This window comes from Acidimicrobiales bacterium, from assembly GCA_035533595.1.
In the GTDB taxonomy this organism is placed as follows: Bacteria; Actinomycetota; Acidimicrobiia; order Acidimicrobiales; family Bog-793; genus DATLTN01.
Genome location: DATLTN010000057.1, coordinates 1 through 26,318 on the forward strand (window position 1 = coordinate 1; position 26,318 = coordinate 26,318).

General features: G+C 69.9%; 24 protein-coding genes and 1 tRNA gene. 15 read left to right on the plus strand and 10 right to left on the minus strand.

Annotated elements, in window-relative coordinates:
- Positions 1–364: 364 nt before the first annotated feature.
- From VNF07_10690 to VNF07_10710, 5 genes are all read right to left on the minus strand, one after another.
- Positions 365–442: transfer RNA gene (locus tag VNF07_10690), tRNA-Pro, on the minus strand.
- Positions 443–1,243 carry a transporter associated domain-containing protein gene (locus tag VNF07_10695; GenBank protein HVB06698.1) on the minus strand — a complete coding sequence of 267 codons (801 nt, stop codon included), beginning with the start codon at positions 1,241–1,243 and terminating at the stop codon, positions 443–445.
- Positions 1,244–1,259: 16 nt separating this feature from the next.
- Positions 1,260–1,676 (minus strand): response regulator, encoded by a 417-nt coding sequence (locus tag VNF07_10700; protein ID HVB06699.1) that lies wholly within the window; start codon positions 1,674–1,676, stop codon positions 1,260–1,262.
- A 4-nt stretch (positions 1,677–1,680) separates the two neighbouring features.
- The gene (locus tag VNF07_10705) at positions 1,681–2,745 is read right to left on the minus strand and encodes an ArsA-related P-loop ATPase (protein ID HVB06700.1); all 1,065 of its coding nucleotides are present in this window, start codon (positions 2,743–2,745) and stop codon (positions 1,681–1,683) included.
- Positions 2,742–3,692 (minus strand): ArsA-related P-loop ATPase, encoded by a 951-nt coding sequence (locus tag VNF07_10710; protein ID HVB06701.1) that lies wholly within the window; start codon positions 3,690–3,692, stop codon positions 2,742–2,744. The genes VNF07_10705 and VNF07_10710 overlap by 4 nt, the downstream gene beginning before the upstream one ends.
- 164 nt (positions 3,693–3,856) lie before the next feature.
- Here VNF07_10710 and VNF07_10715 point away from each other — a divergent pair, with 164 nt between their 5' ends.
- Together VNF07_10715 and VNF07_10720 are read left to right on the plus strand one after the other, a co-directional pair.
- Positions 3,857–4,120 (plus strand): WhiB family transcriptional regulator, encoded by a 264-nt coding sequence (locus tag VNF07_10715; GenBank protein HVB06702.1) that lies wholly within the window; start codon positions 3,857–3,859, stop codon positions 4,118–4,120.
- Between the two features lie 20 nt (positions 4,121–4,140).
- Positions 4,141–4,992, plus strand: coding sequence for an MBL fold metallo-hydrolase (locus tag VNF07_10720; GenBank protein ID HVB06703.1), 852 nt, complete (start codon positions 4,141–4,143; stop codon positions 4,990–4,992).
- Here the strand turns inward: VNF07_10720 and VNF07_10725 are convergent.
- A complete protein-coding gene (locus VNF07_10725; protein HVB06704.1) occupies positions 4,976–6,124 on the minus strand; it encodes an Mrp/NBP35 family ATP-binding protein in 1,149 nt (382 codons plus the stop codon). The two genes, VNF07_10720 and VNF07_10725, sit on opposite strands and share 17 nt — an antisense overlap.
- Positions 6,125–6,234: 110 nt before the next feature.
- Between VNF07_10725 and erpA the strand changes: the two genes are divergently transcribed.
- The 3 genes from erpA to VNF07_10740 are packed head-to-tail and all read left to right on the plus strand — an operon-like array spanning position 6,235 to position 8,158.
- Entirely contained in the window at positions 6,235–6,603 is a 369-nt protein-coding gene (gene erpA / locus VNF07_10730) for an iron-sulfur cluster insertion protein ErpA (protein HVB06705.1), read from the plus strand.
- A gap of 9 nt (positions 6,604–6,612) precedes the next feature.
- Positions 6,613–6,984 carry a RidA family protein gene (locus VNF07_10735; GenBank protein ID HVB06706.1) on the plus strand — a complete coding sequence of 124 codons (372 nt, stop codon included), beginning with the start codon at positions 6,613–6,615 and terminating at the stop codon, positions 6,982–6,984.
- A 13-nt stretch (positions 6,985–6,997) separates the two neighbouring features.
- Positions 6,998–8,158, plus strand: a complete 1,161-nt coding sequence (locus VNF07_10740) for a YncE family protein (protein ID HVB06707.1) — start codon at positions 6,998–7,000, stop codon at positions 8,156–8,158.
- An 18-nt stretch (positions 8,159–8,176) separates the two neighbouring features.
- Here VNF07_10740 and VNF07_10745 read toward each other — a convergent pair whose 3' ends face one another.
- Together VNF07_10745 and VNF07_10750 are read right to left on the minus strand one after the other, a co-directional pair.
- Complete coding sequence (locus VNF07_10745; GenBank protein HVB06708.1) at positions 8,177–8,857, minus strand: response regulator transcription factor; 681 nt, start codon at positions 8,855–8,857, stop codon at positions 8,177–8,179.
- A 2-nt stretch (positions 8,858–8,859) separates the two neighbouring features.
- Entirely contained in the window at positions 8,860–10,197 is a 1,338-nt protein-coding gene (locus VNF07_10750) for a glutamine synthetase family protein (GenBank protein HVB06709.1), read from the minus strand.
- 111 nt (positions 10,198–10,308) lie between these two features.
- Here VNF07_10750 and VNF07_10755 point away from each other — a divergent pair, with 111 nt between their 5' ends.
- The 3 genes from VNF07_10755 (at position 10,309) to VNF07_10765 (ending at position 13,700) form a co-directional block, all read left to right on the plus strand.
- Positions 10,309–12,045, plus strand: coding sequence for an NAD+ synthase (locus VNF07_10755; protein HVB06710.1), 1,737 nt, complete (start codon positions 10,309–10,311; stop codon positions 12,043–12,045).
- Entirely contained in the window at positions 12,042–12,566 is a 525-nt protein-coding gene (locus VNF07_10760) for a hypothetical protein (protein HVB06711.1), read from the plus strand. Before VNF07_10755 ends, VNF07_10760 begins: the two co-directional genes overlap by 4 nt.
- 195 nt (positions 12,567–12,761) lie before the next feature.
- A complete protein-coding gene (locus VNF07_10765) occupies positions 12,762–13,700 on the plus strand; it encodes a sigma-70 family RNA polymerase sigma factor (protein ID HVB06712.1) in 939 nt (312 codons plus the stop codon).
- A gap of 243 nt (positions 13,701–13,943) precedes the next feature.
- Here the strand turns inward: VNF07_10765 and VNF07_10770 are convergent, their stop codons facing one another.
- Complete coding sequence (locus VNF07_10770; GenBank protein ID HVB06713.1) at positions 13,944–14,702, minus strand: hypothetical protein; 759 nt, start codon at positions 14,700–14,702, stop codon at positions 13,944–13,946.
- Here VNF07_10770 and VNF07_10775 point away from each other — a divergent pair.
- Positions 14,677–20,094 (plus strand): hypothetical protein, encoded by a 5,418-nt coding sequence (locus tag VNF07_10775; protein HVB06714.1) that lies wholly within the window; start codon positions 14,677–14,679, stop codon positions 20,092–20,094. The two genes, VNF07_10770 and VNF07_10775, sit on opposite strands and share 26 nt — an antisense overlap.
- 31 nt (positions 20,095–20,125) lie before the next feature.
- Here the strand turns inward: VNF07_10775 and VNF07_10780 are convergent, their stop codons facing one another.
- Entirely contained in the window at positions 20,126–21,067 is a 942-nt protein-coding gene (locus tag VNF07_10780) for a helix-turn-helix transcriptional regulator (protein HVB06715.1), read from the minus strand.
- A gap of 333 nt (positions 21,068–21,400) precedes the next feature.
- On the opposite strand from VNF07_10780, the gene VNF07_10785 reads away from it, so the two are divergent.
- The 6 genes from VNF07_10785 (at position 21,401) to VNF07_10810 (ending at position 26,294) form a co-directional block, all read left to right on the plus strand.
- Positions 21,401–21,919 (plus strand): hypothetical protein, encoded by a 519-nt coding sequence (locus VNF07_10785; GenBank protein HVB06716.1) that lies wholly within the window; start codon positions 21,401–21,403, stop codon positions 21,917–21,919.
- The gene (locus VNF07_10790) at positions 21,900–22,436 is read left to right on the plus strand and encodes a hypothetical protein (protein HVB06717.1); all 537 of its coding nucleotides are present in this window, start codon (positions 21,900–21,902) and stop codon (positions 22,434–22,436) included. The genes VNF07_10785 and VNF07_10790 overlap by 20 nt, the downstream gene beginning before the upstream one ends.
- A gap of 73 nt (positions 22,437–22,509) precedes the next feature.
- A complete protein-coding gene (locus tag VNF07_10795; GenBank protein ID HVB06718.1) occupies positions 22,510–23,436 on the plus strand; it encodes an FAD:protein FMN transferase in 927 nt (308 codons plus the stop codon).
- Positions 23,421–24,164 carry a hypothetical protein gene (locus VNF07_10800; GenBank protein HVB06719.1) on the plus strand — a complete coding sequence of 248 codons (744 nt, stop codon included), beginning with the start codon at positions 23,421–23,423 and terminating at the stop codon, positions 24,162–24,164. The genes VNF07_10795 and VNF07_10800 overlap by 16 nt, the downstream gene beginning before the upstream one ends.
- A complete protein-coding gene (locus VNF07_10805) occupies positions 24,161–25,507 on the plus strand; it encodes an NADH-ubiquinone oxidoreductase-F iron-sulfur binding region domain-containing protein (protein HVB06720.1) in 1,347 nt (448 codons plus the stop codon). Before VNF07_10800 ends, VNF07_10805 begins: the two co-directional genes overlap by 4 nt.
- 277 nt (positions 25,508–25,784) lie before the next feature.
- On the plus strand, positions 25,785–26,294 hold the full coding sequence (locus VNF07_10810) for a hypothetical protein (protein HVB06721.1): 510 nt from the start codon (positions 25,785–25,787) through the stop codon (positions 26,292–26,294).
- Positions 26,295–26,318 lie beyond the last annotated feature (24 nt).

The following is a 26,318-nucleotide window of genomic DNA, read 5'->3' on the forward strand; positions in this document are numbered from 1 at the left end:
ATGGTGAAGGACTCGACTACAGCAACTGGTACCACCGCGTGTGGGTGCCAGCCACGTTCAAGATCAAGCGACCCGGATTGCAGTTTCATGATCTCCGTCGAACGAACGCGACCGCGCTCGTGCAAGAAGGAGTCGACGTGAAGACCGCGCAGGAACGACTCGGTCACTCCGATCCGCGACTCACGATCGGGCTCTACGCGCAGGTCACTAAGGCAGGTGAGCGCGACGCGGCGAACCGTCTTGGTGATCGCTTTCGTCCAGGTCAATCCGCTGTTGTTCGTCCGGCGCGCGCGATGGACGCGCGATGGCACGCTGGACAAAAGAACCAGGGCACCCCGAAAGGTGCCCTGAACAGGGAACAAATTGGTCGGGAAGGCGGGATTCGAACCCGCGACCTCAGCGTCCCGAACGCTGCGCGCTAACCAAGCTGCGCTACTTCCCGTCAGCGGTCCGAGCCGCTCTCGCTGCCAATGGTAGTCGACGGTGTCTCGACGACGACCTTGGCGATGCGTCGGCGGTCCATCTCGCTGATCTTGAAGGCGACACCCCGAAGTTCGCAGGTGTCGTTCACCTCGGGGATGTGTCCGAAGGCGTCGAGCAGGTACCCGGCGATCGTCACGTACTCGCCGTCGGGGATGTCGACACCTAGCTCGGTGCGCGCCTCGGTCACCGAGGTCTGGCCATCGACGAGGAAGCGGTTGGCGTCGATCCGCCGCACCGTCGGCGCCGGGTTGCGGTCGAACTCGTCGTGGAGCTCGCCGACGAGGGCGGAGACGAGGTCGTTGATCGTGATCACCCCTGAGAGGCCGCCGTGCTCGTCGACGACGAGCGCGAAGCCGCGCCGGCCGCGACGCATGTCGGAGAGGATTTCGAGCGCCGGTCGCGACTCGGGAAGCAGATAGGGCTCCCGCCGCCGGCTCGTCACGTCGAGATCGGGGCTCACCTCGCCGCGGTCCTCACCGAGGAGGGGGAAGAGGTCCTTCACGAAGATCACTCCGAGCAGGTGGTCGAGATCGCCTTCGTAGACGGGGTAGTGGCTGCGACCGGAGCGCCGGACAGCCGCTGCGACGTCCGCGAGGTGGACGGGCGCCTCGAGCGCGACGACGTCGACTCGGGGGGTCATCACCTCGAGGGCGGCCGCGTCGCGGAGCGACGCGAGCCGCGCGGTGATCAGGCGCTCCTGCTCGCTCGGCGCGCTGGCGGCCTCGTGGGGGTGCCGGTGGCCGCCGAAGAGCCGCCTCACCGGGGTGCTCGACGTCTCAGGAGCGGGCGATCGTCACGGGCCGGAAGGACTCGTCACGGTAGGTGCCGCCGTCGAGCAGCGCCGCCGCCGCCCGCCGCAGGCGGATCGGGTCGAGCGGCTTCACGAGGTAGCCCTCGGCGAGCGCCCGCTTCGCGAGGAAGACGTCGGCACGGCGGTCGAGGGCGATGAGGACCGGGATCGCCGGTATGCGTCCCCCGGATTCCTCGAGCTTCAGGTCGTGGCAGATCGCGATCCCGCCCATGTTCTGCACCTGGCAGTCGGTGACCACGAGGTCCGGTGGGTCGGCGGCGACGGCGGCCCGCACGGCCTCGCCCGAGCGCAGCTCGCTGATCTCGTTGACCCCGTCGTCGAGGACCGCGCGGAAGTCCTCGAGGACCGTCTGCGCGTCGCTGACCAGGAGGATCTTCGCCACCTCGTCACGGTAGCGCCTCCCCGATGAGCAGGCGAGAAAGCAGCCCAAGGGTGTCGAGGTCGTGGACGTCGTCCGAGAGGAGGGGGAGCTCGACGACGGTCGCGCCCTCGAGCGGTCCGAGGAGCTCGTCGAGCGCGCGCCGCTCCCCGCGGTGCTGGGCGACCAGCTCGTCGAGGTTCTCGACGAGCTCCGCCCAGTCGCCCGCACCACTGCCGGCTGCGAATGGTGCGCCGAAGTCGGGGGTGACGCGGTTCACGACGACGGCGCTGACGCCGAGCGCGGCCTCCCCGAAGTGCGTCGCCAGGTAGGCGGCCTCCGCGAGCGCCTCGCGGCGGGGGGTGGTGACGAGGAGGTAGGCGGTCCCCTCGTCGCGCAGCAGCTTGCCGACCGCCCCGGCACGCTCGCGGAAGCCCTCCTCCATGCCGTCGAAGGCGCGGAAGAAGGCCATCGTGTCCTCGACGATCTCGCGTCCGGCGATCCTTCCGATCGTCCGGATGAAGAGCTGCGCCGCGGCCGAGAGCGCCCGGAGCGAGGCCTTGCCCGGGGCGACGAGCAGCCGGAAGAGGCGGTTGTCGAGGAACGAGGCGAGCCGCTCGGGAGCGGCGAGGAAGGCGAGGGCGTCGCGCGAGGGAGGGGTGTCGACGACGATGAGGTCGTACTCCCCGCCGTCGACGAGCTCGTAGAGGCGCTCGGTCGCCATGTACTCCTGGGTCCCCGAGAGCGTCGAGATGAGGCTCTTGTAGATGCGGTTGTCGAAGATGTGCCGCACCTGCTCGCGGTCGCGGGCGTAGCGCTCGACGAGGCGGTCAAAGGTGCTCGCCGGGTCGAGCATCACCGCGTCGAGCGTGCCCGGCCACGGCCCCTCGACGCGTCGCGCGAGGTCGGAGATCTCCCCGATGCCGAGGGCGTCGGCGAGGCGGCGCGCGGGGTCGACCGTGACGACGCAGACCCGACGACCGAGGCTCGCCGCCGCGAGGGCGACGGCCGCAGCGCTCGTCGTCTTGCCGACGCCGCCGGCGCCGCAGCAGACGATCACCGAGCGCCCGTCGGCGAGCTCGCGGAGGCTCACAGCCGAGCGACCGCTTGTTCGAGCGCCGCGCTCAACGTCGTGAGCTCGGCGGGCCCGATGGCCCCCGCGGCGAGGAGCGGCAGGCGGAGCTGGGGGAGGGGGAGCTCGCTGGCAAGCCGCTCGAGGGCGCGTGACTGCAGCGAGATGCGTGCCCGACGGAAGGCCGCGGCCGCGGCGACGCGCTCGAGGTCACCGACCTCCGCCGCGGCGCCCGCTTTCCGCGCCGCTTCGGCGGGCGCCGCGGCGAGCGCCGGGCGCTCGCGCTCACAGGCGTTCACGACGACCGCCCGCAGGGCGACCCCGATCTCGTCCTCGACCCGGTAGGCGGTCTCGATCACCTCGTTCACGGGGGTCTCCTCGGGGATCGTGGCGAGGAGCACCTGGCAGCGTTCGGGGTCGCCGAGAAGCGCCAGCACCTCCTCCGCCTGGCGGCGGAGGGGGCCGCCGCGCGAGGCCCCGGCGAGGCCCCCCGAGCTCGTGAGGAAGGAGAGCGCATGGCCGGTGGAGGGGGCGTCGAGGACGATCAGGTCGGCCGCCCGGTCGCGCTCGAGCTGCTTCACCTTGCCGAGCACCAGGACCTCGCGGATCCCGGGGATCGCCGTCGCGACGACGTCGAGGGCGCCGCTCTGCACGAGCCGGCGCGAGACGCGGCCGAGGCCGTGCGAGCCCAGGTACTCGAGCAGCGCCGCGTCGCTCGTCAGCAGGCGGGCGTCGACGGCACCGCCGCCCTCGGCTTCCCACAGCCGGGTGCCCGCGTAGTCGAGGGGCTCGTCGCGCCCGAAGAGCGGCGCGAGGTCGCCGCGCTCGTCCAGGGCGAGGAGCAGGACCTCGAGGCCGGCGCCGGCGGCCATGCGGGCAAGCGAGGCGGCGACGGTGGTCTTTCCGACGCCGCCCTTCCCGACGACGAGGACGAAGCGGCTCTGGCGGCAGAAGGCCTCGACGTCCATCCGGCGGCGACACTACCGCTGAGCAGGGCGGCACCGGGTTTGGCCGCCGCCTGACATGCCTCTTGTCAGGCTCTGGAGGTCGGCGGTAGCGTCGAAATCACTCCGGGGGGCCGGGGTGATGCCTGAGTGCCACTGCGGACCGGCACCTGTGCAGGGGAGGGACCGTGGTCGCGAGCCATGTGGAGGAGAGCTGGCAGTTGAAGGCCGCCTGCCGAGGACCACAGGCAGCCGTCTTCTTCCCCCCGGCGCACGCCGAGCGACGTGAGGACCGCCAGGAGCGAGAGCGTGCCGCGAAGGCGATCTGTACGACGTGCAGCGTGCGGTTGGCGTGTCGCGACTACTCGGTCCGCATCCGCGAGCCGCACGGGATCTGGGGCGGCCTCAACGAGCTCGAGCGCAAGCAGCTCATCGACCGGCTCGCCGGCTGAGCGCCGCGCGAGTCGGCGCGATGGCTGACGCCGCCGACCCGGTCCTCGCAGAGCCGTTCTCCGGCGTCCGCCGCCTGCGGGCGCCCAATCCCGGCCCGATGACGGGGCGCGGGACCAACAGCTATCTCGTCGGCCGCGACGACCTCGTGCTCATCGACCCGGGCCCGGAGATCCCCGAGCACCTCGACCGCCTCGTCGAGCTCGCCGGGGGGAACCTCCGCTACGTCGTCGTCACCCACACCCATCGCGACCACTCGCCGGGCGCCGCCGAGGTAGCCAGGCGCTGTGGCGCGACCCTCCTCGGCTTCGGGGCCCGCGACGGCTTCGAGCCGGCGGGCCCGCTCCGCGACGGCGACCGCGTGCAGGTCGCCGGCTACCGCCTCGACGTGCTGCACACGCCGGGTCACGCCTCGAACCACCTCTGTTACCTTCTCGACTCGCCCGAGGTCCCGGTCCGCGTGCTGTTCTCCGGCGACCACGTGATGGGCGGCTCGACCGTCGTGATCTCGCCCCCCGACGGCGACATGGCCGCCTACCTCGCGAGCCTCGAGCGGCTGCTCTCGATCAGGCCCGCGATCGGGGCCATCGCCCCCGGCCACGGCGGGGTGCTCGAGGACCCCGAGGGGGTGCTCCGCGGTTGCCTCGCCCACCGGCGTGACCGCGAAGCGCGCGTCATGACCCTCCTCGCCGACGGGCCGTCCACCCCGGCCGCCCTCGTCGCCACGATCTACCGGGACCTCGACCCCGCGCTCACCGAGGCGGCGGGCCGCCAGCTCTGGGCGCACCTCAGAAAGCTCGCCGCCGACGGTTTGGTCAGCTCGCCCGACGTCGACGACCTGGCGTCGACCTGGCGGCTCAGCTCGGCGCGCTGACCGCCTCGCGCGCCAGCCCGAAGAGGATCGCGCTGCAGTTGCTCATCTCGACGGCCGGCGCGATCTCGGTCGCGATCAGCTCGGCGATCGCCGCGAAGACCGCGCCGGAGGGGCTCGTCGAGTCGAGCGCCACCGGCCGCCCCTCGTCGCCGCCGGCGGCGACCGCGGCGTCGATCGGGATCTGGCCGATGAGGGGCACGCCGATCTCCTCGGCGAGGCGCTCGCCGCCGCCGCTCCCGAAGAGCGCGTACTCCTCCCCGTGGTCACAGACGAAGCTCGACATGTTCTCGATCACCCCGGCGACGCGCAGGTGGCCGCGCCGCGCCATGTCGGCGGCGCGCCCGGCGACCTTCTGGGCAGCGAGCGCCGGGGTGGTGACGAGCAGCAGCTCGCTGTGCGGGAGCATCCTCGCGAGCCCCATCTGCACGTCCCCGGTGCCCGGCGGGAGGTCGACCACGAGGTAGTCGAGCGCCCCCCAGGCGACGTCCTCCAAGAAGTGCTGGACGGCGCGGTTGAGGACGAGCCCGCGCCACATGATCGCCTCGTCCTCACCGGAGAGGAAGCCCATCGAGACGACCTTCAGCAGGCCGTCGTCAAGGGGCAGCTCGATGGGCAGCATCTTGCCGGCGCGCACCTCGAGCTTGTCGTCGAGGCCGAGGAGGCGGGGGACCGAGAAGCCCCAGATGTCGGCGTCGAGGAGGCCGACGCGCGCGCCGCGGCGGGCGAGGCTGACGGCGAGGTTGACGGCCACCGAGGACTTCCCGACGCCCCCCTTGCCCGAGACGACGGCGAGCACGCGCGCCGTCGGTGGCACGCTCGAGCGGATCGGCCGCTGCTGGGCCTCGCGCCGGGCGATCGACATCAGCGCGGCCCGCTCCTCGCGGTCCATCGCGACCGTCGTGATCTCGACCGACTCGATCCCCGGCACGTGGCGCAGCGCCCGCTCGACGTCGCCCTGCAGCTGGCTGCGCAGCGGACAGGCGGCGATCGTGAGCGCCAGCTCGACGCGCACCGTGGAGCCCTCGCGCACCGCGGCGCGGATCATCCCGAGCGTCACCACGTCGGTGCCGAGCTCGGGGTCGACGACGTGGCTGAGCGCCTCGGCGAGCTCTGCGTCGATGGCCTCGGTCACCCTCAATTCCCCAGTTCAGGGGGCGTGATCACGCTGCCGATCCTAACCGTGCGGCGCCTGACCACCGGCTGGTTAGGATGTCCCCAGCGGAGTCCGAGGAGGATCGATTCGTGAGCATTGCCACCAGCACCGTGCAGATCGGGAGCCGTCCGAGCCCCGTGACGCTCACCGACGAGGCTGCCCGTAAGGTCGCTGAGCTGCTCTCCAGCGAGGAGGGCGGCGAGTCGTTGGCGCTGCGCGTCGCAGTCCGCCCGGGCGGCTGCTCCGGTTACAGCTACGACATGTTCTTCGATTCCGAGTTCGCCGACGACGACATCGTCCGCAGTTTCGGCGAGGTCCGTCTGGTCATCGACCCGGACAGCGCGGCGCTGATCAAGGGCTCGACGCTCGACTACCGCGACGGGCTGCAGGGCGCGGGGTTCCACATCACCAACCCGAACGCCCAGCGCACCTGCGGGTGCGGCTCCTCCTTCAGCTAGCCACCGACCATGGCCGATCAGGCACGGCCACCCACCCCGCTCGGCCCTTACACGCCGGTCACGCGCGCGGGCATGTGGGTGATCTGTTCGGGACAGCTCGGTCTTCGTGACGGCGAGCTCGTCGACGGCGTGGCCGCTCAGACGGCGCAGTCCGTCGCCAACCTCGCGGCGGCACTCGCCCTCGAGGGGGCGACCCTCGAGGACGTCGTGAAGACGACGGTCTTCCTCGCCGACATCGCCGACTTCGAGGAGATGAACGGCGCGTACGCAGCGGCCTTTCGCGGCCACCGCCCGACGCGCTCCTGCATCGGCGTGGCGGGGCTGCCACGCGGCGCACGGGTGGAGATCGAGGCGTGGGCACAGGCCGAGGCGCACTCGTGAGCACCGCCGCGTCTTGAGGGGCACCGCGACACCGCGGGGCCGACTGCTGCTCGGCCTCGGGGCGCTGCCGCTCGTGCTCGCGGCCTGCGGCTCGGGGCCGGCGAAGACGACCACCTCCTCGACCCTGCCGCCCCTCCCGCCGACGACGGTCGGCTACGTCACCCTCATCGGCAGCGCCAGCAACCTCGGGAGCGGGAACGGCCTCGAGGCGATCAACTTGAGCGAGGGCGCGGGCGGCTCGACGCGCACCTTCACCGTCGGCACCTTCCCCGACGCCGCGGCGGTGACCCCCGACGGCAAGACCCTCTACGTCACGAACTACGCCTCGAACACCGTCACGCCGATCGCGGTCGCCACTGGCACCGTCGAGAAGGCGATCCCGGTGGGCGCCGGTCCGGCGGGGATCGCGATCGCCCCCAACGGCAAGACCGCCTACGTCACTGACGCCGGCTCGAGTCCGATCGGGGACACCGTCACCCCGATCAACCTGAAGACGCACAAGGCGCTCGCGCCGATCACCGTCGGCGGTGGCCCGCAGGGCATCGTGATCACCCCCGACGGTGCGACCGCCTACGTGGCGAACGCCGGCGGCATCGTCACCGGGCAGAACGCCCCCCTCGGCCACACCGTGACTCCGATCGACCTGAAGAGCGGGAAGGCGGGGGCGCCGATCACCGTCGGCAACGCCCCGACGGCACTCGCCATGACCCCCGACGGCGCGACCGTCTACGTCGCGAACACCGGCTCGGGGAGCGTCACGCCGCTCACCGTCGCCGGTAACAGCGCGGGGGTCCCGATCACCGTCAACGGCTCGCCGCAGGCGCTCGCCGCGACCGCGACGACGGTCTACGTCGCCGATGACTCGGCCTCCTCGACCGCCGGCAACAACGTGACGCCGATCGCCCTCTCCTCCGGCAGCGCCGGCACCCCGATCGTCACCGGCGCCAACCCGACGGGGCTCGCCATCTCGCCGGACCGGAAGACCGCCTACGTCGTCTGCAACGGCACCGGCAAGCTCGAGTCGCTCGACCTCACGTCGAACACAGTGCTGAAAACGGCGACGGTCTCGGTCCCGGGCGGCGCCTACGCGATCGCCCTCGCGGGGGTGCCGGCCGCCGAGCTCGCGAGCGCCTTCGGCGTGAAGCCGGCGAAGAAGAAGGCCGTCACAGGCTGAGCACCGCCCGTTCGGTGCTCAGGGCGCCCAGCGGGCCTTGCCGAAGCGGTAGCCGACGCTGCGGACGGTGTCGATGAGGTGGGCGTGCTCCTCGCCGAGCTTGGCCCGCAGCCGCCGGATGTGGACGTCGACGGTCCTCGCGCCGCCGAAGTACTCGTAGCCCCAGACCCGCGAGAGCAGCACCTCGCGGGTGAAGACGTTGCCGGGGTGGGCGGCGAGGAAGCGGAGCAGCTCGTACTCCATGAAGGTGAGGTCGAGCGGCCGCCCGCCGATCACCGCCTGGTAGGTCTCGAGGTTGAGGGCGAGTGGCCCGTAGACGATCACGTCGTGGTGCTTGCCGCGGCCGGTGCGGAAGAGCAGGTGCCCGATGCGCGCATCGAGCTCGTCGGCGCTGATCGGGGCGACGATGAAGTCGTCGAAGGTCTCCTCGTGCAGCCCGAGCTCGGCGAGCTGGCCCTGCTCGACGAGGAGGAGGATCGGCGCGGGGGCCCCCTCGCGCTGGCGGACGGCGCGGGCGAAGGAGAAGGCGTCCTCGTGGTGCTCGCCGGCTGAGACGAGCACCGCCGTCCAGCCGTCGGTCGGCTCCTGGCGCGCGGCCTCCTCCGCGCTGCTCGCCTCGAGGTAGTCGTAGCCGGCGTCGACGAGCACCTTTTGCAGCGCGGTTGCCACCGGCGCCGGGAAGCACAGGACCGGTTCCATGCTCACAGCGCCGGCAGGTACCGCGAGAGCTCGTAGGGAGTGACCTCGCGGCAGTACTGCTCCCACTCGCGCCGCTTGTTGCGGATGAACCACTCGAAGACGTGCTCGCCGAGGGCCTCGGCGACGAGCTCGGAGCTCGCCATCGCCGCCACGGCCTCGTCGAGGGTGCGCGGGAGGGGGGCGATCCCCGCCTTGCGGAGCTCGTCGTCAGAGAGCGTGTAGAGGTTGCGGTCGGCCTCGGGGGGGAGGTCGTAGCCGCCCTTGATGCCGGCGAGGCCGGCGGCGAGGATCACCGAGAAGGCGAGGTAGGGGTTGCAGGCCGGGTCGGCGGCGCGGTACTCAGCGCGCGTCGACTCGTACTTGTTGCGCTTCACGACCGGCAGGCGGACGAGAGCCGAGGAGTTGTTGTAGGCCCACGAGACGGTGACCGGCGCCTCGTAGCCCGAGACGAGGCGCTTGTAGGAGTTGACCCACTGGTTCGTGACGGCGGTGATCTCGCGGGCGTGCACGAGCAGCCCGGCGATGAACTGGCGGGCGACGGTGGACAGGCCACGGTCGGCGCCCGCGTCGTAGAAGGCGTTCTGGCCCTCGCTGAACAGCGAGAAGTGGGTGTGCATCCCCGAGCCCTGGACGTTGGCGAGGGGCTTCGGCATGAACGAGGCGTGCACCCCCACCTCCTGGGCGATCTCCTTCACGACGAGGCGGACGGTCATCACGGTGTCGGCCATCGTGAGGGCGTCGGTGTAGCGGAGGTCGATCTCGTGCTGGCTCGGAGCGTCCTCGTGCAGCGCGTACTCGACGGGGATCCCCATCTCCTCGAGCGTGAGCACCGTCTTCTTCCGCAGGTCGGTGGTGAGGTCGGCCACCGTGAGCTCGAAGTAGGTGCCGCTGTCGAGGGGCTTGGGGGGGCCGCTCGGGTCGGCGTCGGCGAAGTAGAAGTACTCGATCTCGGGGCTCGCGAAGAACGAGTAGCCGGAATCGTGCGCCCGCTCGAGCTGGCGGCGCAGCACGTGGCGGGGGCAGCCCTCGAAGGGGGAGCCGTCGAGGTTGGCGATGTCGCAGACGACCCGCGCCACCGGCGCCCCGCTCTTCTGGGTGAAGGGGAGGATCTGGAAGGTCTTCGGGTCGGGGATCGCGATGACGTCGCTCTCCTGGACGCGCGAGAAGCCGTCGATCGCCGAGCCGTCGAAGGTCATCCCCTCCGCGAGCGCGTCCTCGAGCTCCGCGGGGGTGATCGAGAAGGTCTTCGGGATCCCGAGCACGTCGGTGAACCACAGCTGGATGAAGCGGACGCCTCGCTCCTCGACGGTCTTCAGGACGTACTCGTGCTGGCTCTGCATCGCTCTCCCGCGCACCGGTGGAGGCACAATTGTTCCAGACGGGGAGAGCCAGCGATTCCACGGGGCGCACGCCGGCTCTGAGGCGAATCCCGTGCTCAGTACCATTGTCCCATGTCCCATCTGCGCCTGGCGCTCTGCCAGCTCGACGCCACCGTCGGCGATCTCGAGGGCAACACCGACAAGGTGATCGCGGCGCTCGCGGCGGCCGGCGAGCAGGGTGCGGACCTCGCGGTCTTCCCCGAGCTGATGCTCACCGGCTACCCCCCCGAGGACCTGCTCCTCGAGCCCGTCTTCGTCGAAGGCTCGCGGCGCGCCCTCGAGCGGGTCGCGGCGGCGAGCACCCGGTGCGCGGCGGTGGTCGGCTTCGTCGAGGGCGGCCGCGACCTCTACAACGCGGCCGCCGTCGTCGCCGGTGGCACGGTGCACGGGGTCTGGCACAAGGAGGAGCTGCCGAACTACGGCGTCTTCGACGAGCGACGCTGGTTCACCCCCGGTGACGGCGCCACGCCCCTCTTCTCGATCGCCGGGGTGACGGTGGGCGTCACGATCTGCGAGGACGCCTGGTCGCCCGTCGGCCCCGTCGCCCGCCAGGCGGCCGGTGGCGCCGAGCTCGTCGTCTCCCTGAACGCCTCCCCCTACCGCCGCGGCATCCTCGAGGAGCGGGAGCGGATGCTCGCCACCCGCGCCGCCGACGCCTCCTGCGCGCTCGCCTACGTGAACCTCGTGGGGGGCCAGGACGAGCTCGTCTTCGACGGCGCCTCGATGGTCTTCGACCTCGCCGGACGGCGCGTCGCCGCCGGGCCGCAGTTCGAGGAGACGACGGTCCTCGTCGACCTCGAGGTCCGCCACGCCTTCCGCAAGCGCATCCTCGAGCCCCGTGGCCGGCACCCCGCCTCCGCCCTGCCCGTCGTCGAGGTGAGCGCGCCGACGGACCGCCCCGGCGAGCGCCTCCTCCCCAACGCTCCCCGCCTCGACCCCGTCGCCGAGGTCTACGAGGCGCTCGTCCTCTCGACGGGCGACTACGTGCGCAAGAACCGCTTCAGCGACGTCGTCGTCGGCCTCTCGGGGGGCGTCGACTCCGCCCTCGTGGCGGCGATCGCCGTCGACGCCCTCGGCGCCGAGCACGTGCACGGCGTCGGCCTCCCCTCGCGCTTCAACGCCTCCTCCTCGCTCGCCGATGCCGAGCAGCTCGCCGTCAACCTCGGGATCGACTGGTCGGTGGTGCCGATCGAGCCGGTCCACCAGGCCTACCTCGAGCTCCTCGCGCCCGGCTTCGCCGGTCTCGCCCCCGACCTCACCGAGGAGAACCTGCAAGCGCGCATCCGGGGGACGGTGCTGATGGCGCTCTCAAACAAGTTCGGCTGGCTCCTCCTCACGACCGGCAACAAGAGCGAGATGGCGGTCGGCTACGCCACCCTCTACGGGGACATGGCGGGCGGCTTCGCGGTGATCAAGGACGTGCCGAAGATGCTCGTCTACGCCCTGTGCGATCACCGCAACGGCCGCGCCGGCAGCGACCTCGTGCCGAAGGCGATCCTTGTGAAGCCGCCCTCCGCCGAGCTCCGCCCCGAGCAGCGCGACGACGACTCGCTCCCAGCGTACGAGGTGCTCGACCCGATCATCGAGGGCTACGTGGAGCAGGACCTCGGGGTCGCCGAGCTCGTCGCGCTCGGCTACGACGACGCGGTGGTGCGGCGGGTGATCGAGATGGTCGACCGCGCCGAGTACAAGCGCCGGCAGGCTCCCCCCGGGGCGCGGGTGACCTCGCGGGCCTTCGGGAAGGACCGGCGGATGCCGATCACCAACGCCTACCGCGCCGCGCACGAGCCCGGCTCCACCTCCGCGTGAGCGAGCCGCTCACCCTCCTCGACTCCGCCGCGCGCCTCGGGCACTACCGCTACGTCGAGCTGCGGGGCTTCGCCCGTCTCGGCGCGCGGGCCCCTCGGGCCGCACCCGCCCTCGCCGGCTTCCTCGCCGGCGCGGCGCGTGCGCACGCCCACCGCGCCGGCCTCCTCGAGGCGCGCCTCCCGCTCTCGATCGGCATCCCGCACGCGGCCGAGCTGACCGTCGCCCCCGACCTCGAGTCCGAGGGCCTTCTCGACGAGCTCCTCGGCGTTCCCGACGAGCAGCTTCTCGGCGCGCTCGTCGAGGGCCTCTACCCCTCGCTGCTCGCCGCCTACCGGGCACACCTCGGGCGTTGCTCGCCCTTCTCCGACCCCCCCGTCGCCCGCCTCCTCGGCCGGCTGATCGCCGACCTCGAGGGGGTCCTCGGCGAGGCCTCCGCCCTCGGGCCGGCCGCGAGCGGAGGGCCGGCGGCGCTCCTCGAGCGCCTCTCCGCACGCGGCGGGGTCCTCCCGAGCGCCCCCTAACCCGAGCAGCGCGAAAAGCGCGGATCGCGTCCTCCCTGGTCAGCGCCTTGGCGGTGCCCCTTGACTCGATCGTTACACTGATCCAGTACTTGAAACTCCCCTGCGACGACGTAGGGAAGTTGGGTTCGACGCTGGATGCGCCACTTGTTTCCGAGGGGCTATCGGGCTCGGCTGAGGATGGAGGGCCGCGGGGCATTGGCGAAAGAGCGAGTCGAGCGGGATGAAGAAGACCTCGTCCGTCTGTACCTCACCGACATCGGGCAGTATCCGCTGCTCACCAAGGACGACGAGGTTCGCCTCGCGCAGGCGATCGAATCCCGGTGGCAGGCCGAGGAGGAGCTGAAGAAGCCCGCCAAGGACGTCACGCCGACCCGCCGCCGCGAGCTGAAGCGCCAGGTGCGCCAGGGCGAGGAGGCCCAGCGCACCTTCGTGCAGTCGAACCTCCGGCTCGTGGTCTCGATCGCCAAGAAGTACCAGGCCTCCGGCCTCCCCCTCCTCGACCTCATCCAAGAGGGCAACCTCGGCCTGATGCACGCCGTCGAGAAGTTCGACTGGCGGAAGGGGTTCAAGTTCTCGACCTACGCGACCTGGTGGATCCGCCAGGCGATCACTCGTGGCATCGCCAACACCGGTCGCACGATCCGCCTCCCCGTGCACGCCGGCGACACGCTCGCTCGTGTCCAGAAGGCGCAGGCACGCCTGGAGCTGAAGCTCGGCCGTCCCGCCACCCTCGCCGAGCTCGGCATCGAGGTCGAGCTCCCCGAGGACAAGCTCATCGAGGCGCTGCGTTTCCGCGCCGAGCCGCTCTCGCTCTCCGAGCCGCTTCGCGAGGACGGCGACGCGGAGCTCGGTGACGTCGTCGAAGACCGCTCGGCTGAGTCGCCCTTCGAGATGGCCGCGACCGCCCTTCTCCCGATCGAGATCAACCGCCTCCTCGCGCCGCTCGATGAGCGCGAGCGAGAGATCCTCCGCCTGCGCTTCGGCCTCGACCGTGGTGAGCCCCGGACCCTCGAGGACGTCGGAGAGCACTTCAACCTCACACGCGAGCGCATCCGCCAGATCGAGGCGCGGGCGATGTCCAAGCTCCGCCACCCCTCGAGCGACACCGGAGCGCGGGACCTTCTGACGGTCTGACAAGTGACGCCCACTTGTACCTGAAAAGGACAAGTTTTTGGAACCGGCTGTGACAGCCGTTTGGACCCGCCAAGGGAACCAGCGGTGCCAACTTTTTGGAGCCGCTCCAGTGGCAGAAAGATGGAATTGACTTTCGCGGCCTTTGGAGCCGCTCCAGTGACAGAAAGATGGAACTGGCTTTCGCGGTCTGAGGGTGAACGCGAAGAAGGCGGAGGGGCTTCGTCCCTCCGCCTTCTTCATTCGTCAGTTGAGGTTGCTAGCGCATCGCTTCGCGGATGTGATCGCGGAGTCCGTGCCGCGGCATCGCTCGCTGCAACTCAGTTCCGCGTTCGAAGCGGGTTCGTGGCGGTATTGGCCGCTCAGGCGCCATCGCGACGCGGCGGAGATCGATCGAGTGGACCTCGCCCCCAGGCCGATGCTGCTTCGTGAGCTCGCGGGGCTTCGAAAGATGACGCATTGATGGTGCGGATTGGCCGTTTTAGGACCGTCCTCTTTTCTCGTTGCGACCATTTTGGAAACCGTCGATACTGCAGCCGTGCGCAGGAAAGGGTTCTTGTTCGGCAGCATCGTCGTCATTGCCGGTGCAGCGGTTGTGCCAATCATCGCCTCGAGTAGCTCGCCGCCCGCCCGGTCCCAAGCGTCCAATCCCGCAGGAAATCGACCAGTTCCACCGTCGCGTTCGCACAGTTCGAACTCCACCACGCCGATGTCGGGGATCCACATGGTCATCCCGGATACAACTCCGCAGGCGCCAACGACGTCTTCCGCGCTGAGGCTTACCTCTTCAAATCCCAACTCGTTCGCACCGACCACCACGACGACGGCACCCCCGACCAGACCCTCTCCGACGCCGACCGCGACGACCACTCCATCGCCGACATCGACTCCGACGACCACTCCATCGCCGACGCCGACGACCACGACATTGCCCAGCCCGGCACCTGCCGGCGCAGGCCCGGAGATCTCCGGTGTCGCAATGAACGGTCCAGTCGTCGGGGCCACGGTCTGCTTCTACTGGGTGGTCAACGGCGCGATGGGGGCACAGATCTCGGTCACCGCGGCTGCGGGGGACAGCGGCCACGCCGACGGCGCCGGTTGCTACGTGACTGGCCTCGACGGCACCTACGACGTCGTCACCCCATCTGGGACGACCGGTGAGGTGTTGGTGGTCGCGACCGGTGGCACCTACTGCAGTGACGAGTCGCAGGAGTCCAGTGATGGCCGTTGCGGCACGGGCCAGTTGATCGATGCCACCGGTGACGCCCTGCAGACGTTTGTCCAGATCAGCGGGGACGCCGCGCCCCCGTCGGCGCCCGCCACGCCACTCACGACTGCCGCGGTCGATCAAGCGCTCGACGAGACGGGTGGACTGACCCCAGCGGACTTTGCGACGGCCTTCGGCGATCTCGTGCAACGAACGCTTGGAGCGTCTGGTGCTGGCATCACCCCGGCGACCTTGCCCTCTGACGGCCATGACGCGACGGCTGGTCAGTCCGCATACTCAGCGTTGCTCGGCCAGTTGGCCGGTGCGGTGGTCTCCGGTGCGTCGCCGTCGACGCAGCTGACCGAGCTCGCATCCGGCAATTGGTTCGGGTCCGTGGTCGGCCTGCCGACGATCGACGCGCTGGCCATGGCGCCGCTCGTCCTGGAGAACACGTCCGCGACTCCTGCAAAGACGCTGGAGATCGACCACGCCGGTGACATCACGATCGGCACCTCCGCGACAATGACGCCAAGCGACCTGTCGTCGGCGCAGATCCCTCATCTGGCGATCGCGATGCAGCCGAGCGGTGCCACCTGCGCGCTCAACGACAGCAGCGGTACCCCGTCGGTCCCCGACATCCAGATCGAGTGCGTGCCGTTCGTGCCCAACGGGTTGCCGACCGCCGCCCTGCTCTCCGGGCCGCCGACGACGCTCTCAGTGGGCAACTCCTCCTGCCCGAACGGTGGGACCGCCACCGAGTGGGGGGTCGATGCGAACGCCAACGGCACGTTGGATGTGGGTGAGGTGGACCCGGCGCTCACCACCTATTCGTGCACACCCGAGACCCAGACACTCGGTGGCGTCGTCTACTGGGAGGGCCGCGGTCCCGACGAGACCGTCACGCTCGCCGATGGGAACGACGACAGCGCGACCGCCGAGTACAACGCGCAGACCACGGTGTCGACCTTCTCCTTCGCTCATCCGTTGACGGTCGGCCAGGCGTACGACCTGACAGTCAGCAAACAACCCGCCGACTGGGAGTGCCAGCCCATGTCCGGTGCGCCGGACACAGGGACGATGGGTCGGGCGGACCTCACGACCCTCGCTATCGAGTGCATCTGGCAGACCGCCGTCTCCACCTCGTGGAGCGAACTCAACCCCGACCATGTGGTGCGCGACGCGGCGGGCGATCTCTACTCCCTCTCCACGGGGGGCGACACCGTCGACAAGGTGGCGGCGACGGACGACTCGGTGTCGGTCTTCGTTTCCGGTCTCCACGGTGCGGCGGGGATCGCGATCAACGGTGCCGGGGACGTGTACGTCGCCGACGCGGGCACCGGGACGGGCACCGGCGAGGTCCGTGAGTTCGACGCGAGCGGAACACAGATCGACGTGCCGGTCAGTGGTCTCGCGAGCCCGACCGCGCTGGCGGTCGACGGGAGCGGCGACTTGTTCGTCTCGGTTTCTACCGGTGCCCTCTACAAGGTCTCGGTCTCGGGACCGGTGGCCACGATTCTCCCGGCCGGGAGCGGTGACGTGTTCACCGCCATGGCGGTCGACGGCAGCGGCACACTCTTCGGCGCCGAGGCGACGGTGGAACACGACCCCACCAACACGGTCGACCCGGTCTACCAACCGATCCTCCAGATCTCGACCGCGTCCCAGGCCGTCGCGTTGACGAGTGTCGGATCGGCCAGCGCCGTCCAGGTTCGGCAACGCTTCACCGCGCCGGTCGACGTCCCCTTCAAGGGTTTCGCAGGAACGTCTGCCGACGTCACGATCAAGGAATCGTTCATCCCGACGGGCGTCATCGTCATCGGCTCATCGATCTACGGGCCGAGCAATCCGAACCCGGTCCCGGCGGGCACGTTGGTGCCGGCCGCCTACGCGGTGAACATCCCCGCCAACATCGGTCTGCACATTCCCGCTGGATCCACCGTCCCCGTCGGGGTCATCACAGACGCGATCACCACCGAGGTGCCGCTTGCGTCAACGACCGACACCCTCACTTTGAACGGGACGATCCCGGCGGGAACGGCGATCCCGGTGGGCACGCAGCTGGTCGCTTCCGACTCGGTCACGATCCCTGCGGGCGTCGTTCTCGACGAGAACGACGGCTTCTCGGAGGTCTACGACCTCGCGCTCGACAGTGGGTGCGTCTTCGCCGGAAGCACCACGTGCGCTCTCTACGTCTCAGGTCGGGTCGGCGTCACCGAGGTCCCGACGACCGGCGAGCAGCTGGTGCACACTTACACCGATCGGTTCCCGGCCTCGGGTTCGGTGGAGGGAGACCTCAACGCGGGCGTCGCCGAGCCGCGCGGACTCGCCGTCGTGGGACACGACGACGTGCTCGTCGCGACGACAAGCGACAACTTCTACGAAGTCACGCCGACGAGCACCACAAAGCGCACCGTCTCGCCGACGCGCGCACCGGTCGCGGTGGCTGCCGCTCCCGGGGGCATTGTCTACTTCGCCGACCGCGCTGCGATCCGGATGCAGGACGCCGACGGCACCGTGTCGGCGTTCGCCGACGGCTTCACCGATGTCGTAGCGCTCGCGACGGATGCCGCGGGGGACCTCTTCGTCGCGGACGCCCAGGAGCAGGCGGTCTACGAATACACCCCAGCGGGAGTGGAGACGACGCCCGTCATCAACGTTGCCGGCATCCAGGCGATCTCGGTCGATGCTACGGGAGACCTGTACATCGCGACCTCGGCCGGTGTGTTGGAGCTCTCTGCCGGCGCCGGGACTCCGACGATGATCGGCTCCGGTCACTACACGACGGACAGCTTCGGCGGCGTCGCGGTCGACGGCAACGGCGACGTCTTCGTCAGCGACGACACCACCGAACAGATCGATGAGTTCACGTCGGCGACTGGGTTCACCGTCCTCGCTGGCGACGGCGCGAACGGGTTCCTCGACGGGCGAGCGGACGTCGCGGAGTTCGACGCTCCGGGCGGCCTTGCCGTCGATGCTTTCGGTGACATCTACGTGGCCGATCGCGCCAACAACGCGATCCGGAAGATCTCCGCACCGAGCGCGTCGGTGTCGGGCCTGCTGGTGGCGACGTTGGCCGGTCCTCCCTCCTGTCTCACCCAGACGACCACGACATGCTCGGGGTCGGCCGGAACGAACATCACCGGCGTCTACGGCGGGGAGGCCGGTTACCAGGACGCGGAAGCGGACCTGTCGCTGTTCGACGTCCCGACGGCGCTCGCCCTCGACGCCAACGACACGGTCTACGTCGCGGACACAGACAACGGCGACGTGCGCGCCGTCCGTCAGCCCGCGAGCACGGTGGAGATGGCGGGCTGGGACCTCGGCGACTCGCTCAGCGCGTTCTCGAGCGCAGCCTCCCTGATCAACTTCATCCACCACTCGATCTGGCCCGCGGACACGACCGACACCTATCCCGGCGACGCAGCGATCGTCGACTTCGCGTGGAACCTCTGCCTGGACAACGGCAACTGCTCCACGCCCAACCAGGCGATGAACCTGCTCCTTGACCGGGTGCTGCAGGACCACACCTACTTCGACATCCTCGCCGCGTGGCCGTCGATCAGTGCGAGTCCTGGATGGCAGGCGACCACGACGACGCGTCAGTACTGCACGACGGACTACTTCTCGTCCGCGCTCGTGCACGCGGCCCCGCTCGCCAACACGTGCGCCGACCGGTACTCCGTGACGATCCCCGAGGACGTCGCGCAGACGGCGTGGGACTCGGTCGCGCTGCCGACCAACATCCTCGCCACGGCGGAACTGCTGAAGGGGCTCCTCGCTGTACTCCGGCCGGCGAGTGGCGGCAACCCTGCCGACCCCGGCTACGGAACGACCCTGGTCCAGGCGTTGTCCGATCTGGGCGCCGGCTGCGAGACCGCGCCGTCCACCCAGGGCTCGCCGAGCGTCGTCCGCAATCCCAATGGGACGGTCACGGTGACCGGGTACTCGTGGTCCGGAGCCGGATCGGACACCGTGCACCCGATCTCGTGCGGAGTCGAGTCGTACGTGTTGCTGCTCCAGGCCGAAGAGGATCTCTCGCTCGAACAGTCGGGAGCGACGCTCTCGCCGACCGCGCAGGCGTTCGAGCAGGGAGTGCTTCGGCAGATGCTCGGACAGGAGCAGGGCGCGAGGAACCAGGTCGAGCACGACTACAACCAGCTGAAGGCCGACACCCAGGTGACCGCCGCCGGCGGGTCCGGGAGTCAGCTCAGCCTGGGCTCCCTCTTCCAGATCGACCCTGCGCCGACGGGCGACCTCCAACAAGGCCTCCAGGCCTTGATGCTGCCCTCCGCCGGCTCGAGCGCGGTCGACAGCACCTCGGTGGTGCTGGAACGGCTCTTCGCCGCGATCGACTACTCGCGCAACGCCACCGATCAGCGAGTCGCCTTCGAAGACGGGCTCATTCCCGGCGGCAGCGGGACGTACGACCCCAACGACCTAGATGTCGGGCTCGGCCTGTCCGTCCCGCTCGCCTCCGCGGTCGCAGCGGTCGCGGCATGGACCGCCTTCTTCAACATCTCGGGCGTGCTGGTGTACCCGGCGGACGGAGCTGCGGGTGCCGCGACCATCGTCCCGCGCGGGACGATCATGAACCGGCTCGGTATCGAGAAGCCGTACGCGCCCCGCGTCAACGTCGGTCAGCAGTACCAACAGGCCATCGACAACCCGACGCCGACCGAGTCCGCCGACGCGGCGAGCACGTGGCAGGACGGCACGTACGGGGACTGGCAGCTGACCAACACGCTGGACGCGCCTCCGTCGCCGGAGGCCGATCTCCCGGCGATCGACGCCATCGGCGAGGCAACTTCCTCCGGTGACACCGCCGGCGCAGCCACAGCTGCAGGTGAGGCTGGGACTGAGGTCGGCAACGCGACGACTGACGCGGTCACCACCGCGGCGACTGAGGCGGCGGCGACCGTCGCCGACGAGGCGGCGGCGACGATCACAGCCGCGATTGGGCCGATCGGGGTCATCGTCGGCGCGCTTGCGCTCATCGGCTCGGCAGCGGCGCAACAGGCGGAGGCCGACAACTTCACGAATGCACTCGCGAACGATCAGCAGTGGATCGATTCGATGCTTTCGAACATGCCGACGTTGGAACACTTCGAGGTCACCCTCGACCTCGCGAACACGCCTGCCGGCAACGCGCTCCAGATGCAGGTTGCGATCGCGAGCATGGTGGCGCAGTAGCGCTCCCGGCCGAGTTCCGCTGACGGCCCGACTACTGCAGCGATCGCGACCAGGCTCGGCCGAGCGTGAAGCGGTTCGTCACGTCGAACGCCTGCATGGCCTCGGTCACCCGCCGCCGGACGGTCCGTGCGGAAACGTTCAGCCTTTTCGCGATCTCCTCGTCGGTGAGGCCCTCGTCGAGCAACCGCATGATCGGCGCCCACGGTTGACCATGAACCTCGATCTCGACGGCGTAGCGCCAGAGGAGTTCGTAGTAACCACGCAGGAGATCGGCGATCACGGGATTCCGGACGAGCAGCACCCGCTGCGGCCACGGATCGCCCCACCTCGCCGGTAGTGCCGCCACGCGGTCGCCGTCGGCGATGAACCAGCTCGGTGGGTTCGCGAGCACGCGGAAGTGGAGCCCGATCACGCGGAGCGCGTCGACGACCGGCCGGCTCTCCTGGTCCAGGGTGTTCGGGTCGATGATGATCCGGATGCCCCCGGTGTCGGGCCCGACGAACGCCGAGAGGCGCGCGGCGTCCTCGGGCGGGACCCGGAGGAAGGCGTGGGCGTCGGGAGCGATGCAGACCGTCGAGATCGGTTGACTGCGGTCCACGTACCGCCACCACGCGTCGATGATCGCCGTCGGCCCCTCGATGACCTCTGCCGGGATCGAGCTCGCCTCCCCGGGACGTCCCCACTCCCAGTCGCGAATGAGCGAAGGGAGCTCGGCGAGGGTCCGTCCGAGCTCAGTTGCGGTCCTCGCCTGTGCGGCGAGCGCGTCGACAGCGACCTTTACTACAGAGTCCTGCGGGGGATCCAGGATGTCACCTGCGGCGTTCGTCGACAGTAGCCCCCGGTCGCGCAGGTGCTCGATCGCCGCACGAACCTCACGTTGCGGACGTCGCAAGGCCGTCGACAGGTATGCGACGTCCAGCGCGCGGGAGCGGAACACCGCTTGGAGCAGTACGACCTCGTCGGCGGTCAGCATGGGCGCACCATAGGTGGATCGCTACCTCGGCGGTCGTCTCCGGTTAAGGAGGGCATCCGCCCTGTTCCATTCGATGTTTGTGGACGACGCGCTTTCGTTTGGACCGGCCATCGGTTCCATTTGGGAGCGACCCGGGTCCCCCGCCCTTTTGAGCAACGCTCTCGCGGTTTGCGCGCCGTCGAGGGGCTACTGACGCACCGCCCTGGCATCCGCCAGACGGCGACCGGGATCTCCAGAAGATGAGCAGATACTCATCTTCAGCTCACGAACCAATTAGATCGCTCCTCGATACTGCCGGCGAGGTCCTCTCGACGCGGATCGCAAGGAGTGGACATGGAACATTCGCACCGGTGGGTCGGACTGCTCGGGCTGAGCGCATGCGTCGTTGGCGCAGTCGGAGCGCTGTCGATTGTGGTGCCTCGGGCGAACAAGACCGCAGCCGTGGTCGTCGTACGTCGGCCGGCCGCGACGTCGGCCAGCCGCTCCGAGAGGAACGCCACCCAAGCTGTCATCCGGGCAGCGAACGGACTCACGGTGTCGATCGCGAATGCGAGGACAGAGACAGCCACCGTCCTCGCCACCTCGTTCGCGGCCCTCGCCCGTTCGCAGGCCGCGATCGGGTCAGAGCGTTCCCAGTTGGCCGCCGAGCAACGTCAGATCGTGACTGAGACCGAGCAGCTTGCGGCGCGTGCCGCTGCGCTCTCGGCAGAAGGCGTCACCTTGCAGCGGGAGTCCGCTGTGCTCAAGGCAGCGCAGGCCCGCGCCGCAGCGCAGGCCAGCGCCGTTGCAACCCGGCAGCAAGTGGCGCCGAGCGCGGGGTCTTCGTACGGAGGTGACCATCATGACGACTGATTTCGACCCGTATGCCGACACTTCCCAGGAAATCCTCCCCGATGAGCTCCTCGCGGCACGGGACCGTGTCGCACAGGGCCGGGCCAAGGCGGCGCGCACGATCGGACGAGCGCGGAACAGGCATCGCGTCCTTCCCTCCGCCATCGTGGGCTCCGCACTCCTCGTCACCGCCGGGCTCGCCGATCGGTTTGTGCAATCGACCCTCACGCACGCGACCGCCGCGGTGACCACCACAACAACGCTTCCGGCGACGTCATCGAACGCTGCAGCATTGGCGAAGGTCACCCGGACGCTCGCTGCGGACCAACAGGCGATCACAGCGCTCGCCAAGGCGCAGAGCCAGCTCGCCCGTTCCGCCGCAGGCGACGGGGGATCGGTTTCATTGCCGAACGTCGTGCTGCCGAGCCTTCCGAGCCTGCCTCCGGTTCCGTCGATCGCGCCGATCTCGAGCCCGACGGTCGCCACGCCCGCCCCGACCACCCACGCGACCACGGGAGCCTCCGTTGTCGTCCCTTGACGTCCTGGCGTCGACGTCTGAGGAGGCCGCAGCGCAATGCGCGACGGGTGATCTAGTCGTCACCACTCGAGCGATGGCGACGCGCGTCACGGTCACGGTCCCAAGTCATGAATGCACTGCAGGGGCCACAGAGCGCCTCCACAGCGCCATTGCAGCGGCAACCTCGGTCTTCCACGAAGTCGACCGGGCATGCACCCGGTTCGTCCCAACGAGCCCGTTGATGGAGTCGAACCGATCGCCGCACCGGTGGCACCACGTTCCCGAGACCCTCTTTCGTGCCATTGCGGAGGCAAAGCAGGCACACGACATCACGGGAGGCCGTTTCGATCCCCGGGTGCTGCGCCGGCTCGTCGCCCTCGGCTACACCCGGACGCTTCCGTTCGGCAACGGGGACCTCTCGGTGAGGGCCGAACCGCTCCGGGGCGGCCACGCCGCATCCATGCCGTGGCGTCCTCGGCTGCGCCACGCATCGCTCGAGGTGCTGCTCGGGGCCGATCCGATCGACCTCGGCGGGATCGGAAAGGGCCTTGCAGTCCGCTGGTCGAGCGAGATCCTTGCGAAATCGGTCGCGAGCTTCCTCGTCGAGGCGGGAGGCGACTGCTACTGCGCGGGCCTCGCCGACGATGACGAGCCATGGCGGATCGCGGTCGAGGACCCGACCGGGAACCTCGAGCCCATCGCTGTCCTGTCGGTACGCGACCGAGCGGTAACCACCTCTTCGACCCGGCTCCGCCGCTGGGTTGCCGGCTCACGGCGCGTCCACCACCTGATCGACCCGGCCACCGGAGAGCCGGGTGGGCGTGGTCTCGTTGCCGTAACCGTCGTCGGTCGTGATCCGGCGCGCTCGGAGGTCTGGAGTAAGGCGCTGTTCATCAGCGGTCGATCCGAGATCGCTGCGGTTGCTCACCGGCACGCGATCGCGGCGCTGTGGATCGACGAGGAAGGGTCACTGGCGATGAGCAAAGCGATGGAGAGGTACGTCCAGTGGCGACGCACGTGACCCCGAGTGGATACGAGAAGGTGGTTTCGGGGGCATCGCGACTGCTCGCGAGCGCCGTCGCGATCACCCTCCCGCTCGCAGGCGGATTCGTCTTCGCGTGGGCGCTCGCGCCCACGATCCATACGCGGAACTTCCCCTGGATCACCGGGCGTGCGCTGGGCGTCGCCGGCTACCTGGCCTTGTCGGCGCTCGTCGCGCTGGGGCTGTGGATGCGGCATCCCTGGCGGCTCCGGTTTGGCGGGGGCCACCCGGAGAGCCGCCTGCACGCGCACGCGGCGCTCGGTGTCGCGGTGGTGGCGCTCATCGTCGGACATCTCGCTTTTCTCGCGAGCGATCACTACGCCGGAGTCGGATGGGTCGGCGCGTTCGTCCCCGGTCTCTCGCACTACCGACGCGTTGCGGTCGGAGTCGGGGTCGGGGCGTTCGAGCTGATGGTGCTCATCGCCGCCACGGCGCGCTTCGCTGGGCGCGCGGTCACGCGGCACTGGCTCGTGATCCATCGGCTCGCATTGCTGACCTTCGCGATGACCTGGTTCCACGGCGTGCTTGCAGGGACCGACACCGCGGCGCTGCGCATCGTCTACGTGGTCACCGGTACCTCCGTGGCGTTCCTCTACGCGACGCGCACCTTTGCTGGCCGGGGCGAGGGCGCGCCTGTCGCGTTGGAGCCCTCGGTCCGTCGTTTCGATCGTCGTGATGACCGCGATCTGCTCGGAACGTCGCGATGACGTCGCTGTCGATCGAGTCGATGCGATCGGGGTCGCTCGATCCAGATGGGAACCGAGGGGGCGCGCCGTCGTTCGCGGTCCTCGGCGGACCAGGTGCGCGACTGCTCGCAGGACCGCCACACGCCGGAGGGACAGAGAGCCTCGTCGACCACAACCGCCGCCTCAACCCGCTTGAGCTCGACGCAGTTGATCCCGCGGAGCTTCGGGCGATCATCGAGCGAAGCGGGCTTCTCGGGCGGGGCGGGGGACAGTTCCCCATCGCGACCAAGTGCGCAGTTGCCGCGGAATCCCCGGGCGTCGCGGTCGTTGTGGTCAATGCATCCGAAGGTGAGCCCGCGAGTCGCAAAGATCGCACGCTCATCGAGATGCGCCCGCATCTGGTCATTGACGGCGCGATGGTCGCGGCTCGGGCGATCGGGGCAGACGAGATCGTCTTCTACCTCCACGAGGGCCGAGGGCCGTCGATCGCAGCGCTGCAAGGCGCGATCTCCGAGCGAGGCAACGATGCCGTGCCGGTCCGCCTCGTCGAGGCGCCCGCTCGGTACGTCGCGGGCGAGACGAGTGCGGTGATCTCGTACCTAGAAGGTTCGGGGGCCTTGCCCCGCCACCGCTCGGTGCCCGCGGCGGCGTCGGGGCTCTTCGGTCGTCCGACGACGGTGAACAACGCCGAGACCATCGCGCACCTCGCCCTCGTCGCGAGGTATGGGTCGCGCTGGTTCGCCGAGGCCGGAGATCGCTCGTCGCCCGGCTCGACGCTGGTGACCCTCGCAGGAGAGGTGACGGTGCCCGGAGTCGTCGCAGAGGTGCTCGAGCCCGTTCCTCTCGGCGCGCTCCTCTCGACGGTCGGGGGGCTCGACGAAGCCCCGCGGGCAGTCCTGATCGGGGGATACGAGGGGATCTGGCTCGACGGCAAGATCGCCCGCGTGACGCCGCTCAGTCGAGGATCGCTCTTCCGGGCAGGGGTGTCGATCGGATGTGGACTCGTTGCTGTCTTGGGAGGGCGGTCATGTGGCGTTGCCACGACTGCCCGAATCGTCCGCTGGCTCGCCGGTGAATCCGCAGGTCAGTGTGGCCCATGTGCCTCCGGGCTCCCGGCGATCGCCGACGTGCTCGACGCGCTGGGCGGCGGGGCCGCGACCCGCCGCGACCTGCGCAGGCTCCGTCAGCTCTGTGCGGCGGTGGCCGGACGAGGAGCGTGCGGCCACCCGAGCGGCGTGGTCTCGTTGGTCGAGAGCGCCCTCGACACGTTCGCACCTGAGGTCGATGAGCATCTCGCCGGCCGATCGTGCGCGCCGAGTGCGCTGGGATTTCCGCTCCCCAGGCGGGCCGGGTCGAAGCGGTGAGGCAAGAGCAGGTGCGCTGGCGCCTCGAGGTCGACGCCTCGATCTGCGATGCGCACGGCATCTGTGCGCGGTGTTGCCCTGAACGGGTCGGGCTCGACCAGTGGGGATATGCGTCGGTGAGCTCTGAGCTGATCATCGACCACAGGACGCTCGCACGCGCCCGTCGCGCTGTCTCGGCCTGTCCGGAGCGGGCGTTGGAGTTGCGATCGCCCGCCGTCGGGGCCGCGCGACCGTCGGGCCGCGCAGCTTCGAGATGACCGGGAGAGAGAATGATGCAATGGCGGCGCGCGCGAACCGACGACCGAACCGTCCCCAGGCCTCGCGTGACCAGGCGCACCGGGGCTGGGGCGATGTGATCGGGCGGTCCGGCATGTTCGTCGGCCTCGGACTCGTGGGGGCGGCGTCCGCGTTGGCGTTCGTGCTGACAAGTTCGACCGTGGCCCGCACTGAGCTCCCGCGCCACCTCGATATCGCCGTCACCACGGCGGCGACGATTCCTTCGATGCCGACCACGGTGCCGCCGCGGACCACAACCCCCACCATCGCTACGACTTCGTCTTCACCCGTTGCGTCGACGACCTCGACGAGCGTGCCGCGTGCGACCATCACCTCCTCGACGCTGCCTCGTGCGACGGGTGTGTCCGGGAGCGGCGGGAGCGAATCGACGACGGTCGTCACCCCCATCCGCCCTGTGCACGTCGAAGATGACCACGGCGATTCCACCGACAGCGAGGGAGTGGAGGCGGTCTCGGGCACGACCGACCATGAGAACAAGGGTGACCGTTGATCAGCTCGGTCGGTCGAACGTACC